This is a genomic window from Myxococcus sp. CA040A, from assembly GCF_013336725.1.
Lineage (GTDB): Bacteria > Myxococcota > Myxococcia > Myxococcales > Myxococcaceae > Myxococcus > Myxococcus llanfairpwllgwyngyllgogerychwyrndrobwllllantysiliogogogochensis.
On record NZ_JABUMR010000005.1, the window covers coordinates 574,220 to 588,524 of the forward strand.

Sequence of the window (14,305 nt, forward strand, 5' to 3'; positions counted from 1 at the left end):
GCGGCGGTATCTACGAACACATCCCGAACACCACCGCCTCCGGCCCGAATCCCTGGCGGCGTCCGCCGTTGGCTCCACGGCACAGCCGCTCACCAGGCCACACGACTCGTGTGTGCCTGCTCGGTTGCCTGGCATCACGGACCTCTGCTATCGCCCGCACCGCGCCGCATGAGGCGCGGGGGGATGTCCATGATTGAGCAGTTCCCGCTGTTGCGATTCATTGTCGTACTGTTGGTGGTGACGTTCCGTACGTCCGCGTTCGCGGCCCAGCCCTTTGAGCAGGGCATGGTCACCATCACGCTGGATGACGGCTGGTCCACGCAGTACGACAAGGCCCGGCCCGCGCTCAACGCGAGGAACATCCCCGCCACGTACGCCCTCATCACCCAGGCGCTCGCCCAGGGATGGGGTGGATACATGAGCACCGCGCAAGTACAGACGCTCGTCGCCGAAGGCAACGGCATTGCCAGCCACACGTTGACCCACCCGGACCTGACCACGCTTTCCGCGCCGGAGCTCCTCTCGGAGCTGCGGGACTCGCGGGACTGGCTGGTGGACAATCTGGGATTGGCCTCGGTGCCCGACTTCGTCATCCCCTACGGGCGCTATGACTCCACCGTGCTCGCCGCCATCCGGCAGCAATACTCCAGCAGCCGCACGGTGAACGCCGGGCGCAACTTCCGCGACACCATCGTCTACGAGCTGCGGGGCAACGACGTGGCGCGCAACATTCCGGTGAGCACGGTGCGAGGCTGGATTGACCAGGCGCTCGCGGAGAAGAGCTGGCTCATCCTCGTCTTCCACGAGTTCGTCGACGGCACTCCCACGCGCGACACGCAGTACCGGACATCGAGCTTCACGGCCATCCTGGAGCACATCCGCCTGCGCGGCGCGCGCACCGTGACGCTGTCGCAAGGCCTGGCGCTGATGGAGGGCCGCACCACGCCGGAGCCGTCCGCGGGACTGTCCATCTACGGCGATGCCCTGGAGAGCGGCTTCGCGGATTGGAGCTGGGCGGAGCATTCGCTGGACGAGACGGGCATCGTCCACGCGGGCTCGGCCTCCATCCGCTTCGAGCCGGACACATGGGCGGGTGTGCTCCTGCATCACTCGGGCGTGGACATCGCGGGTTACCAGTCCATCGAGCTGTGGGTCCACGGCGGTACCACCGGAGGACAGTCGGTGAGAGTCCTGCTGCATGACGGCACGGACGTGCTCGGGACGGCGCGGCTGGATGCCGCCCTGGGCGGGCCGCTGGTCGCGGGCGAGTGGCGGAAGGTGACGCTGTCGCTCGATGCGATGGGGGCGACGTCGGGCACGCTGCGCGACCTGTACTTCCAGGACGACTCTGGAGAGGACCAGGCGGCGGTGTACCTGGATGACATTTCGCTCATCCCCAGGTGAAGGGATTCGGGGCGTGGCGGAGAGGCTTTCCGCCGCGCCGCGGCACGTTCGGGCTGAATCGTTGCAAGCCCAGGTCAAAACCTACCGGGCCACTTGAGGAGGCCCCCTTCTCAGGGACCTGCCGCGTGGTGGAACATCCCGGTCGTGTCCTGCTTCGATGAGAAGACCGCGCGGGCGCTGGCCACCGGAATGCTCTCCGCCGTGGACGCACAGCGATTGCGGCGCCATGCGGAGGGCTGCCGCCAATGCGCGGCGCTCCTGGGTCGCGTGACACCGCCCGGCACCGCCGCTCATCGAGTCACTCCGCCCCAGGATGAGGCCACGGACCTGGCCATCCCTCGCGCGGCGCTGCTCGGAGAGGTCTCCGACCTCGACCTGCCCACCGAGCCCATCCGGACCGCTCGTGCCGCTCGCGTGGCCAATGACAGCACAACGGTGGACAGGCCCGCTCCGCTGCCCTCACCCGCGTCCGGAGTCTCCGCGGAGACCCGCGAACACGAGGCCTCCGTTCCGCTCCTCCCCGCCTTGCCGTCGCCCTCCGCGCACAGGGCCAGCACGCTGGTGGACTCCGACCTTCGAGGCGCGATGGAATCGGGCCTTGGATTCACATCCCAGGCTTCGACTGACGAGGAATTCCATCACCGCGAGGGTCCGCAATTCCTCACGGATGAGGCCTCTGCGAGCGAATCCGAGCCGCAGTTACCCCCCGATGCGGGGACACTGATTGCGCCACCCCCACGGCGTCCTTCCGAGGCGGGGACGCCGGTGGCACCGATTCAAGCCTCGGCTGGCGCGAGGACCTCCACGCCGCCTCAAACATCCGCTGGAGCGCGCGGGCGCGCAGCGACTCCACAGTCCTCCGCCAGCACCTCGGGAAAATCGGGTGCAGCGACACAGCCTCCCGCCAGCACGAGCCCTCAGGCAGTTGCTCCTGCATCCGTCGTGGCGGGCTCTCGTGGCAGGTCCTCATCGGCGGCCTCGAACGAGAGCCCACAAGGCGCTCCTCCTCCCCGGTCTTCCATCGGAGCGAGTTCGCGCGCGCAATCCTCGTCTGCGCCCAGCAACGCAACGCCACAGGCCGCACCTTCGGCCGTCGCGGCGAACCCGCGCGCTCCTGTCGCCGCCCCAGGAACCTTGATTGCGCCACCGCCTCAACCACCCGTGGGCGCGGGCACATGGGTGGCACCCCCTCCCGCCCCACCACTGGGCTCGAGCGTCCGCATCCCTCCGCCCGCGCAAGGCGCACCAGGGCGGTCCAGCCCTCCCTTCAATGACTCCGCTCGCAAGGGCGACGCCGCGGAGACGTCATCGCGCGCCTCGGTGGGCCGCTACCACATCCTCGACAAGCTGGGCTCCGGTGGCATGGGCGTCGTCTACAGCGCCTATGACCCGGATCTGCATCGCCGAGTGGCCATCAAGCTGCTCCACCCGGACGCCAACACCGTGGTCCGCACCGACGGCGCCTCTCGCCTGCTGCGCGAAGCCCAGGCCATGGCCCGCCTCTCCCACCCCAACGTCGTCTCCGTCTACGACGCGGGCACCTTCGCCGGTCGCGTCTTCATCACCATGGAGCTGGTCGAGGGCCTGTCCCTGCGCCACTGGCTGCGCGCCGAACACCGCTCGTGGCGCGAGGTGCTCGACCTCTTCCGTCAGGCGGGACGCGGACTCGCCGCCGCTCACGCGGCCGGACTCGTCCACCGCGACTTCAAGCCCGCCAACGTGCTCGTCAACCGGGACGGCCGCGCCCAGGTGACGGACTTCGGTCTGGCTCGCAACACCGCCGACCTGGACGCCATGGAGGAAGGGCGTGCCACCAAGCCCTCACGACTCGCGCTGCGCGATGACGACCTGCTCGAGTCTCCGCTCACCGAGGCGGGCCTCGTCATGGGTACCCCCGCGTACATGCCGCCCGAGCAACACGAGGACGGCCGCACCGACGCACGCGGCGACCAGTTCAGCTTCTGCGCCTCGCTCTACGAGGCCCTCTACGGCCAGCTCCCCTTCGAAGGGAAACAAGCCACCGCCTACCTCCAGGAGTCCCTCGCCAACCGCGTGCGCCAACCCCCACGCGGCTGCCACGTCCCCGCCTGGCTGTTCCGCGCCATCACCCGAGGCCTCTCGCCCACGCCCGACGAGCGCTACCCGTCCATGGAGGCCCTGCTGACCGAGCTCGGCAAGGACCCCTCCGTGGCGTGGCGACGCCGGAGCATCCTGGCCGCCGGATTCCTCCTCATCTACGGCTTCATGGGCGTCACCTGGTGGATGGGCAACCGTCGCCACGCCCCATGTCTCGGCGCCGAGGCGCGACTGGCCGGCATCTGGGACACCTCACGCAAGGACACCGTGAGCCGGGCCTTCGCCGCCACGAACAAACCCCAGGCCCCCGAGTTCTTCTCCCGCGTGGCACAGAGCCTGGACGCCTTCGCCCAGGAGTGGGCCGGCATGCATCAGGAGGCCTGCGAGGCGACGCGCGTGCACGGCCACCAGTCGGACGCCGTGCTGTCGCTGCGCATGGCCTGCCTGGAGCGCCGTCGCTCCACGCTCGACGCCGTGGTCGGCGTGCTCGCGCAGACCGACGCGGAGTCGCTCACCACCTCGCTGGACGCGGCCCAGCGCCTGCCCTCCGTCGCCGACTGCGCGAACGTGGATGCCCTGCGCCTGGGGCTCCCCGAATCTCCCGAGCAGCGCCAGCGCGTGGAGAAAATCCGCGCCGGCCTGGACCGCACCACCGCGCTCGTCGACGCCGGCCGATATGAGCAGGCCAACGAGGAGCTGAAGGCGACGCTGGAGCAGGCCCGCGCACTCGACTACCGGCCGGTGCTCGCGGAGGCCCTGGAGCTGGAAGGCCGGCTCGGACTGGTGCTCGGAGACGAGCCTCGCGCGCAGAAGGCCCTGCGCGAAGCCCTGCTCACCGCGCAGGCCACGCGCCACGATGAAGTGGCCGCACGTGCCGCCGCGCGACTGGTGACTACTCTGTCCCAGACGCCCGCGATGGAGGAGTGGAGCATCGCGCAGGCGAAGTCCTGCATCGAGCGCGCGGGTGGCACCCCGGACCTGGAGGCCCTGCTCCAGACGAGCCTCGCGCGCAACGCGTTCCTCCGAGGCCAGTACGCACAGGCCGCCGAGGCCTTCGGCCGCTCCGCCATGCTGCGAGAGCAGGCCCACGGCGCCGTGCACCTGCTCACGCTCGAGTCCCTGCGCAACCAGGCCGCCTCCCTCTCCCGCACTCCCGAGGCCGAGCACACCGCGCGACTGCTGCGCCGCGTGCTGGAGACGACAAAGGAAGTGATGGGCCCAGACCATCCCCAGACGGCGATGGCCGCCAACGCGGTGGGCTACCATCTGACGGTCAGCCGCCGCTTCGAGGAGGCCATTCCCTTCCTCGAGCAGGCCGTCGCCCTGGAGGAGCGGGCGATGGGCGCGAACAGCGCCACGCTCAGCTATCCCCTCAACAATCTCGCCACCGCATTGGAATCGCTCCGTCGCTACGCCGAAGCGCGGAAGCTGCGTGAGCGGGCCCTCGCGCTGGACCTGGAGACCCATGGCCCCTCGCATCCGGAGACCGCCTCGGACCAGGCCCTGCTGGCGGAGCTTGCCCTGAGCGAGGGCCGCACCCGCGACGCCATGGACCTGGCCCAACGCAGCACCCTGGCCTACGAGGCCTTCCAGAAGGGCCATCCCGACCAGGCCGCGCCGCTCACCACGCTCGGACTCGCCCAGCTCGCCCTGGGCAAGCCGCGCGAGGCTCGCGCCACCCTGGAGCGCGCGTTGGCCCTGCGCACCGCCACCCCCGGCCCGGGCGACGGACTCGCCGCCACCCGCTTCGCCCTGGCCCGCGCCCTGCCCACCCACGAAGCCTCCCGCGCACGTGCCCTCGCCCAGCAGGCCCTGGGCTTCTACGGCGCGGAGCCCGCTGGCTGGTCCACCGAGGCCCAGCGCGTCAAGACGTGGATGAGCGGGCGCTCCACTCCGGCCCCCTGAATCCCCAGGACGCTCCGCGTCATGTCTCCTGTTCATCAGGGACGTCCCCATCACGTCGGAGCGAAGCACCTTCGCGCCGCATCCGCCGATACTCCAAGTGCGGGCCTTTTCACGTCGGTACCGCGCACGGGGGTGCGTCATGCGCATCGAGTCTTCGCCGAAGTCCGCCGCCAGAACCGGTCCGCGTCCAGCCTCTCCCCTGTCCGCGGCCTCGGCTCGCACGGCGAGCTTCAAGGCGCTCTTTCCGCAGTTGAAGCTGCTCGGACGCCTGCTCCGCGAGCCCTCGTTGCTGAAGCAGTGGCCGGCGGCTCCCAAGCCGGGCACCCGACGGGACGGTCCCCAGGCCGACAAGTTCGTCGGGCCTCAGCCCACGGGTTCGGGACTGCCCATTCGCATCACCAGCCGGCCCCGACCACCCTCCCGCCCGCTGGGCCTGGCGCCTTGGGTTCCCAAGACGAAGCTGGAGCCCTGGACCGGCACCCGCATCAAGCCCTGGCTCCACCGCCCGGACATCTTCGGAACCCCCGGCTGTCCCACAGGGGCGGTGCGCGGCTGCGGCCTGCCCATCCGCATCACCTAGCCAGTCACCGCGCAACTTTCCAACGCGCGCGACGGGGGGAGTCTTTAGACTCTTCCCAATGCTTCAAGTCATTCCCCTGGGCGGCCTGGGAGAAATCGGCCTCAACTCCCTGGTCATCGCCTGTCGCGGGGAGATGCTTCTCATCGACGCCGGCCTGATGTTCCCCTCGGAGGGGATGCCGGGTGTCGACATCATCATCCCGGACTTCACCCACCTGAAGCAGAACGCCGCCCAGCTCAAGGGCGTGGTGCTCACCCACGGCCACGAGGACCACCTGGGTGCGCTTCCCTACCTGCTCGGCGAGGTGAACGTCCCCGTCTACGGCACGCGCTTCACACTGGCCATGGCGCGCCATCGCTTGAGCGAGCTGGGCATCGAAGCGGACCTGCGCGAAATCGAGCCGCGCGAGCCCTTCGCCGTCGGCACCATGTTCAAGGTCGAGGCCAGTCGCGTGACGCACACCGTGCCGGACGCGGTGGGCTTCATCATCCGCACGCCCGAAGGCACCTTCATCCACACGGGTGACTTCAAGCTGGACCCGGACCCCATCGACGGGCTGCGCACGGACCTGGAGCGCTGGGGCGAGACGGGCGAGGAAGGCGTGCTGTGCCTCCTGTCGGACTCCACCAACTCCGAGCTGACGGAGGAGACCGGCAGCGAGCGCGTCGTCGAGCAGACCTTCGAGCGCCTCTTCAAGGACGCCACCGGCCGCATCGTCGTCGCCCTCTTCTCCTCCAACCTGCACCGCGTGCGGCACCTGTTGGCCCTCGCCGAGCGACTGGGCCGCAAGGTCGCGCTCCAGGGCCGCAGCATGGTGCGCAACGTGGAGATGGCGCGCGAGCTGGGCTACCTGGACGTGCCCGACTCGCTCTTCGTGCACCTGGACACGGTGCCGCAGCTGCCCCAGCAGCGCGTGCTGGTCCTCACCACCGGAGCGCAGGGCGAGCCGCGCGCGGGCCTGTCCCAGCTCGCCGCCGGTGATGGCCCGTTCAAGCTGGGCCCGGGTGACCTGGTCGTCCTCAGCTCGCGAGCCATCCCCGGCAACGAGCGCGGCGTGGGCGCCCTCATCGACCAGCTCCAATGGCGCGGCGCGCGCGTCGCCTACGCGCAGGTGGAGCCCGGCGTCCACGTGTCCGGCCACGCCAGCCGCCCCCAGCAGCAGCGCGTGCTGGAGCTGGTGAAGCCGCGCCACTTCATCCCCGTCCATGGCGAGGGCCGCCACCTCCACCGACATCTGGCCACCGCCCGGGAGTCGGGGATGGAGCCCGCGCAGTGCCTGCTGGCCCAGGACGGAGACATCGTCGGCTTCGAGGAGGGGCGCGGCCGCTTCACCGGCAGCGTGACCTCCGGGCGCATCTTCAAGGACCGCTTCGGAGGGGGCATGGTGACGGCGGACACACTCCATGAGCGGGTGCGCCTGTCCGAGACGGGGCTGGTGGCCGCCGTCATCGTGCTCCAGCGCGACACCCAGAAGCTGCTGGGTGGCCCGCAACTCTCCGGCCAGGGGCTGTCACTGGACGAACAGGTGATCCTCCCCCGGGTGGCCCAGGAGGCCCGGACGCTCTTCGAGGAGCTGTCCGTCCAGCTCCGAGGTGACGACGCCCTGGTGAGAGAGGAACTCACCCGGGTGGTGCGCCGTGCGTTCCGGCTGTACACCTCCAAGCGCCCCCTGGTGGTGCCCATGGTCGTCAGGGTGTAGGTATGTTAAGGGCCGCTGCTGCCCATGCCCTCGTTCGATGTCGTCTCGAAAATCGACCTCGCCGAGCTCGACAACGCGGTCAATCAGACCAAGAAGGAGCTCAGCACCCGCTATGACTTCCAGGGCACCCAGGCGGACGTCCTCGTCGCTCCGGACCACACGGCCATCACCGTGAAGGCCAACAGCGAGGAGCGCGTCCAGGCCGCCAAGGAGGTCCTCCTGGTGAAGCTGGCCAAGCGGAACATCAGCCTGCGCGCGCTCGAGTACGGCGACATCGAGAAGACGGGGCTGCACAACGTGAAGCAGGTCATCAAGCTCCAGCAGGGCATCCCGGTGGAGAAGTCCAAGGAGCTGGTGAAGCTGTTGAAGGATTCGAAGATGAAGGTGCAGGGCTCCATCCAGGCCGACCAGCTGCGTGTCACCGGCAAGAACCGGGATGACCTCCAGGCCGCCATCGCCCTGTTCCGTGGGGAGCAGGACCGACTGAAGCTGGACATGCAGTTCACCAACTTCCGCGATTGAAGAAGCCCATGCGAGCCGCTGCTGCCCTGTCCCTCTGCTGGATGCTCTGCGTTCCGGCCATCGCCTCCGCCCAGGAAGAAGCGCCCCGTCCGTCACGGCCGGTGCCCAACATGACCAAGCCGCCGCGCTTCCAGGGAGGCCTCAAGGGCTTCACCTCGCCGCTGGCGCTCAAGTCCCTGGACACCGAAGGCGCCAGCGCGTCCTTCACCGCCAAGGTGGGCTTCCGCAAGGACACGCTCTACGTGGGCGTGGACGCCAAGGATGATCAGCTCCTCGCGGGCGATGTGCTCACGTTGTCCATCTACTTCCCGGACACCGGGCCACTGACGACGGGCTACACGTGGCGCTTCGGCTTCGACGGCAAGCGCGCGTCGGGTGCGGACAGCGGCACGCCGGAGTTCGCTCAGCAGAAGGTGAATGGCGCGGTGGAGCGTCGGGGCAACACGCTGTCGCTGGTGGCCGCGGTGCCGGTGCGCGCGCTGCCGCGCTTCTCCGCTCGGGACCCGATGGTGATGGACGTGTGCATCACCTACGAGGACCAGGACGGCGCGGGCACCAAGGCGGTGCCTGTCTCCAACTGCCAGAGCGGCACCATGGTCGGCGACGCGCTGAGGCTGCCGGACGAGCCACGCAAGGCGCTCAAGCTCAAGCCGCCGGAGCACGTCACCGCGCTGGAGCCCGCGGCCACGGGCTGGCTGGGCTGGGACCTGCTCAGCTATCCGGCCTGGGCGCAGGGCGACGAGGAGCTGACGCCGGAGACGCTGCGCGAGCTGGTGGTGACGGATCCGCTGAAGGCCGCGTCGGTGAACGTGAATGTGCCCGACACGTTGAGCCTGCCGGACGGGCGACCGGTCGTTACGGTGCTCTCCGGGAAGAATCCCTATGCCGTCGCGGGTCAATGTGACGCCGAAAAGGAGCTTCGACTGGGGTTTTACATCGTGACGGGGAAGACGGCGGCTCGAGTGCTCGAGTGGCCGGCTGCTACGTGCGCCCTGGGGCGAGCCTCCTCGGTGGAGCTGGATGAAGAGGACGGGTTGACCATCCGTTACTCGAACGGCGCGACCATGAACTTTGCCTGGAGTGGTGACCACTTCACGCGAACCGAGCTTGGAAATAGGTAGACGCGGTGGAACCAACCAAGAACCTGTACATGATGACCCTCGGCTGCCCGAAGAACCGGGTGGACTCCGAGGTGATGCTCGGCACGTTGAAGCACCGCGGATACACGCTGGTGCAGGAAGCGTCCGAGGCCCAGGTCATCGTCGTCAATACCTGTGCCTTCATCGGTCCCGCCAAGCAGGAGTCGGTGGACTCCATCCTGGAGATGGCCGAGCTCAAGAAGTCGGGCAGCTGCAGCACCCTGGTGGTGACGGGGTGTCTGTCCCAGCGCTACGGCGAGGAGCTGGCGAAGGAGATGCCGGAGGTGGACCACTTCCTGGGCACCAGCGCCTATGCCCAGATTGGCGACCTGCTGGCGGCCGAGGCCTCTCCGCGTCAGGTGATTCCGGACCCCGACTACATCCACGACGCGAACACTCCGCGCATCAACTCGATGCCGAAGTACACCGCGTACCTCAAGGTGTCCGAGGGCTGCGACAACGCCTGCGCGTTCTGCATCATCCCCACGCTGCGCGGTGGACAGCGCTCGCGGCCCATCGACGACATCATGATCGAGGCCCGGCGGCTGGCGGACAGCGGCGTGCAGGAGCTGAACCTCGTCGCGCAGGACCTGACGGCGTACGGGCATGACCTGCCGGGCCGTCCGAAGCTGCATGACCTGCTCAAGGCGCTGGTGCAGGTGGACGTGAAGTGGATTCGGCTGCACTACGCCTATCCGCGCGTGTTCCCGGACGAGCTCATCGACGTGATGGCGTCGGAGCCGAAGATTGCCCGCTACCTGGACATGCCGGTGCAGCACGTCAGCGACAAGCTGCTCCTGTCGATGAAGCGTGGCCGCAACTCGGAGTTCCTCAAGGGCCTCTTGACGAAGCTGCGCGAGCGCGTGCCTGGGCTGGTGATGCGCACCTCGCTCATCGTCGGTCTTCCGGGCGAGACGGAAGAGGACTTCGAGATGTTGAAGGAGTTCGTGAAGACGCAGCGCTTCGAGCGCCTGGGCGTCTTCCAGTACTCCGACGAGGAAGGCACGGCGGCGTTCGACCTGCCGAACAAGGTGCCGCAGAAGACCATCGAGCGCCGGTGGCGCGAGGTGATGGCCATCCAGAAGCGCATCAACCGCGAGCAGAACAAGAAGCTCGTCGGCAAGCGGCTGGAGGTGCTGGTGGAAGGCCCCGCGCCGGAGACGGAGCACCTGCTCGTGGGTCGGCACCAGGGTCAGGCGCCGGACATCGACGGGCTCGTCTACATCAACGACGGCCTGGCGTACCCGGGTGAGCTGGTCACCGTGGAGGTGACGGAAGCGCACGACTACGACCTGGTGGCTCGCGTGGTGGAGCGCCCGGACCCGAAGCAGCGTCAGCACACCGCTCGCGACGCGCACCCGGCGCCGGTGAAGCTGGTGCCCGCTCCCCGGCCTGTGAGCCGGCTGGAGTAGGTGGTTCTTCCCGGGCCGCCGCCCGTGTTGTCGTGAGCGCGGCCCGGGAGTTCGTCGGAGGTACCCAGCGGAGTGTTGAACCGCAGGGTGTGGAGCGCTGGAGCTACCGGGGATCTTCCGGCTCCAGCTCGCGCTCCTCGCGCGGTGGTTCGCGAGACGGTGCCTTGAGGGATGGCGCGGCGACCCCTTCTCCCAGGGGCGTGGGCTGGCACTCGCACACCGTGCGGCGCGAGGACGTCTCGGTGACGAAGGCGCACGCCGTGGGGCACTCGGGCTGACTGCCCTCTTCGAAGAGCGCCAGGTTGAAGCCTCGCGCCTGAACGAGCGCCGCGCGGCACACGGGCAGGGATTGTGCGAGCGACGGCCACGGCAGGCGGTGCTGAGTCGTCAAACCGCGACTGGTAGCCGGGAAGCTCAGGCCGATTCCGCACCCGGATTCCAGGCGCCGGCCATCCGGGCCGACAGGTTCCAGGTGCAGGCGTCCGCCTTCGGGCAGGTCGCGGAACACCGCGCCCACCACGGAGATGCCGCCCTCGGGTTCCTTGCGCACGTGCAGGCCGTAGCAGGCCTCTTCGCTGAAGACGCCGTGCGCATCGGTGCACTGCTGTCGCCTGGCGACGGGGCTCGGAGTCGCCGGACGTGCCGGCTCCGACGAGGTTGAGGGCGAGGTGTCACCAGGAGCCTGCACCGTGGGGCCCGCCGACGCCGTGGGCCGTGCTGGTGACTCGGGCGAAGGTGAAGCGGTGCCCGAAGCCTCTGGTGCAGTGCCGGCTGTCGCTGCAGGGGTTGTCGTGGAGCGTGACGGAGACGAGGCAGTGCTCCCTGAAGGCACTGGTGCGGCACCGACTGTCCCCGCGGGCGGCGGCGAGGATGCACTCGCTCCCATCCATCCTGCGCCGTCTGTCGTCGTGGACCGTGGTGAAGTCGCGGCCGCATCGGGTCCCTCCGCCCTCCCCGCTCGTGGTGATGACACCGAGCCCACGTCAGTCTCGTCCACTGCACGGACTCGCGGACGCCGCAGCACCAGCACCCCGCCCTTCGCATCCAGCGTCGCGGTGAAGCGCCCCCACACGTCAGGCCCCAGCCGTCCCAGGCTGCTCGGCGAGTCCCATCGTCCCGCCGCCTCCACCACGAGCGGCCGCGCGCCCACGCCCTCCGCCACGTCCACCGAGTCCACCGCGAAGGTGCGCGGCGGCAGATGCGCGACCGTCTCCAAGGGTTGCAGCCCCTGCGCCTCGGCGGGCCCCACCGCGATGCGCGAGAAGGGCTCGCGCGTGGTGAGCACGAAGGGTCCGGTGAGTTCCGCCTCCCCCTGAGATACCCGCACCGCCAGGAGGGGCCAGTCGCCCACCGGCTCGCGACTGAGCTCCACGCGGTGCACTTCCCGCGCGGCATCCGAAGCCACCTCCGCCGCCGGTTGCGCCTCACGCGGACGCGACGCGGTGAAGGTCACCTCTCGCCGCAGCGGATCCACCGTGAGCGCATAGGGCTCCAGCACGTCCGAACCCAGCGTCAATGAGCAGGGCTTCTCACCCGACAGCCCCGCGGTGCGCAGCGGCACCGAAGCCCCTCCCACGGTGAGCACGGGCAGCGGCACCACCGGCCAGGCCCTGAAGCCTCCCGCGATTTCAGGTGCGCGCACGGTGCCCTCGGGCGCGGGAGGACCTCCGTCGAAGCACTCCTGGGAGACCATCGACAAGGGCCTCGCCACGTCCAGCACCACCGGGACGACACGAGTCCCGAGCCTCCCCGCGACGGTGAGGCGCAGCGCTGGCGACGCCAGCAGCGGCAGCGTCCGCCCCGTCAGTCCCTCGGAACGTGAAGGGCCGGACGCCACCTCCCGGTGACACCCAGCCCCCACCACACTCAAACCCACCCAGAGCAGGAACGCGCCGCGCACGGCGCGCAGGTTACTGCTTCTTCTGCTTGGTGAAGTCATCCACGCGAGTGTCGTCCGGCACGTCCATCTTGAAGCTGTCCGCAGAGATGCCCACGTTCGTCTTCAGGTCCAGGAAGGAGATGGTGTTCTCGCTGCCGTCCGGATCCACCACGGTGCTCTTCAGCACCTGCGCCGACGCGGGGTCCACCTCCAGCCGGACCTGCTTGAAGCGGGGCTCCACCTTCAGCGGATCCAACACCAGCAGCGTGCCCTTGCAGTCCTTGCAGGCCCCCTTGCTGATGGCGAACTCGTCCGCGAGCTTCCCCTGTCCGAAAAGGAACGTCACCGAGGCGGAGAGCTGGCTCGTGTCCACGTTGGCCACCGTGAGCGACTGGGCCGTCGGGTCGTACGCGTAGATCTTGTTGCCGGCGAGCACGAAGGTGCGCACGGAGGGCTTCTGGTACTCCCACCGCATCAGCCCGGGCTTCTTGTAGGACACGACGCCCTCGGACGTCTGCGTGCGCTTGAAGGTCTTGTACTTGTAGTCCTGCCGGAAGCCCGCCTTGAAGTCGCCGGTCTTCTCGTAGAAGGCCTGCATCCGGTCCACCAGGGACTTCACCTCGGGCGTCATCGGCGCCGTGGCCTTCACGGCGGGCTTCGTGTCCGGCGCGCTCTGAGGGGGCGTCGTGGCCGGCTTGCCTGACTCGGTGGCGGGCGGCTTCGCGGCGGGCGTCACCAGATTCACGCCCTGCTGGGCAGCGGGAGCCTTCGCCGCGCCGCCCGTGGGAGGCGGCACCGTGGGCTTTCCAGCACCCGCCGGCGCGCCCTGGGCCACCAGGACGGGCTGCGTGGGGACGGCCTGCGCGGAGGAGGTCTGGGGCACCGCTTGCGCGGACAGGAGCGTGGCGAGCAGGGTTTCCAGGAACATGGCGTGCGTCTCCAGGGGGCCGGGTAGGCCCACGGCGTCCATCTACCCCATACCGACGCGCCCCGGGGGGCCGGCATTCATGGCTGCTTCTTGAAGATCCGCTTCCTCTGTTTGATGGCCAGCACGTAGAAGCGCTCGCGGAGCTCCTGCGCCTCGTCCGGCGACAGGTCTCCAGAGCCCCCCGCCAGGTGCTCATCCCGCCAGGCAATCGCCCGGCTGACACACGCCGAGGCAGCGGCGGAGATGTTGAGGCTCTGGCTGAAGCCCCGCATCGGAATCCAGAACGTCCCGTCCACGGCGTTGAGCACGTCGTCGCTCACCCCGTAGCGCTCGTTGCCGAGGACGATGGCCACCTTCCCGTCGAAGCGCAGCGAATACAGGCTGGTGGCACCGTCACGGATGGCGGCGGCGTACAACTGGAAGCCCCGCGACTTCAGGTGTTCGCGACACTCGCCGAAGGACTTGTAGAGCTTCACGTCCAGCCACTTGTCGCAGCCCTGAGCCACCCTCGAGTTCGGCAGGAAGGGTGCCTCCGGGTTGATGACGACGTGGACTTCCTGGACCCCCATGGACTCGCAGGTGCGTAGCACCGCGGCCATGTTGAAGCTGTCCTCCAGCCGGTCCAGGACGACCGTGAAGTTGCGCGTACGCTGGCTGACGACGCGGTCGATCTTCTCCTTGCGCACATCGAGAAGGAACTGCTCCGGCTCCAACTTGTCCTTCTCGAAGCGCTCGTACCGAGGACCGCCGCCAGCCATCGT

At 69.1% G+C, this 14,305-nt stretch carries 10 protein-coding genes; 7 read left to right on the forward strand and 3 right to left on the reverse strand.

Annotated elements, in window-relative coordinates; translation table 11 throughout:
- The first annotated feature begins 189 nt into the window (after positions 1 to 189).
- From HUA75_RS24255 to rimO, 7 genes are all read left to right on the forward strand, one after another.
- A complete protein-coding gene (locus tag HUA75_RS24255) occupies positions 190 to 1,404 on the forward strand; it encodes a polysaccharide deacetylase family protein (protein ID WP_174487731.1) in 1,215 nt (404 codons plus the stop codon).
- A gap of 1,179 nt (positions 1,405 to 2,583) precedes the next feature.
- The gene (locus HUA75_RS24260; protein ID WP_371746181.1) at positions 2,584 to 5,385 is read left to right on the forward strand and encodes a tetratricopeptide repeat protein; all 2,802 of its coding nucleotides are present in this window, start codon (positions 2,584 to 2,586) and stop codon (positions 5,383 to 5,385) included.
- 139 nt (positions 5,386 to 5,524) lie between these two features.
- Positions 5,525 to 5,965, forward strand: coding sequence for a hypothetical protein (locus HUA75_RS24265; protein ID WP_174487732.1), 441 nt, complete (start codon positions 5,525 to 5,527; stop codon positions 5,963 to 5,965).
- Positions 5,966 to 6,023: 58 nt separating this feature from the next.
- Positions 6,024 to 7,664 (forward strand): ribonuclease J, encoded by a 1,641-nt coding sequence (locus HUA75_RS24270; RefSeq protein ID WP_174487733.1) that lies wholly within the window; start codon positions 6,024 to 6,026, stop codon positions 7,662 to 7,664.
- A gap of 24 nt (positions 7,665 to 7,688) precedes the next feature.
- Positions 7,689 to 8,186 carry a YajQ family cyclic di-GMP-binding protein gene (locus tag HUA75_RS24275; RefSeq protein ID WP_141646009.1) on the forward strand — a complete coding sequence of 166 codons (498 nt, stop codon included), beginning with the start codon at positions 7,689 to 7,691 and terminating at the stop codon, positions 8,184 to 8,186.
- Between the two features lie 8 nt (positions 8,187 to 8,194).
- Positions 8,195 to 9,307, forward strand: coding sequence for a hypothetical protein (locus tag HUA75_RS24280; protein ID WP_174487734.1), 1,113 nt, complete (start codon positions 8,195 to 8,197; stop codon positions 9,305 to 9,307).
- Positions 9,308 to 9,339: 32 nt separating this feature from the next.
- Positions 9,340 to 10,737: a 30S ribosomal protein S12 methylthiotransferase RimO gene (gene rimO / locus HUA75_RS24285; protein WP_217446266.1), complete on the forward strand. Its 1,398-nt coding sequence runs from the start codon at positions 9,340 to 9,342 to the stop codon at positions 10,735 to 10,737.
- A gap of 103 nt (positions 10,738 to 10,840) precedes the next feature.
- Here rimO and HUA75_RS46910 read toward each other — a convergent pair whose 3' ends face one another.
- The 3 genes from HUA75_RS46910 to HUA75_RS24305 all read right to left on the reverse strand — a co-directional run bounded on the left by HUA75_RS46910 (position 10,841) and on the right by HUA75_RS24305 (position 14,302).
- Positions 10,841 to 12,676 (reverse strand): hypothetical protein, encoded by a 1,836-nt coding sequence (locus HUA75_RS46910; RefSeq protein ID WP_254627726.1) that lies wholly within the window; start codon positions 12,674 to 12,676, stop codon positions 10,841 to 10,843.
- On the reverse strand, positions 12,648 to 13,544 hold the full coding sequence (locus HUA75_RS24300) for an outer membrane lipoprotein carrier protein LolA (RefSeq protein ID WP_174487736.1): 897 nt from the start codon (positions 13,542 to 13,544) through the stop codon (positions 12,648 to 12,650). The genes HUA75_RS46910 and HUA75_RS24300 overlap by 29 nt, the downstream gene beginning before the upstream one ends.
- Positions 13,545 to 13,621: 77 nt before the next feature.
- Positions 13,622 to 14,302 carry an RNA methyltransferase gene (locus tag HUA75_RS24305; RefSeq protein ID WP_141646006.1) on the reverse strand — a complete coding sequence of 227 codons (681 nt, stop codon included), beginning with the start codon at positions 14,300 to 14,302 and terminating at the stop codon, positions 13,622 to 13,624.
- Positions 14,303 to 14,305 lie beyond the last annotated feature (3 nt).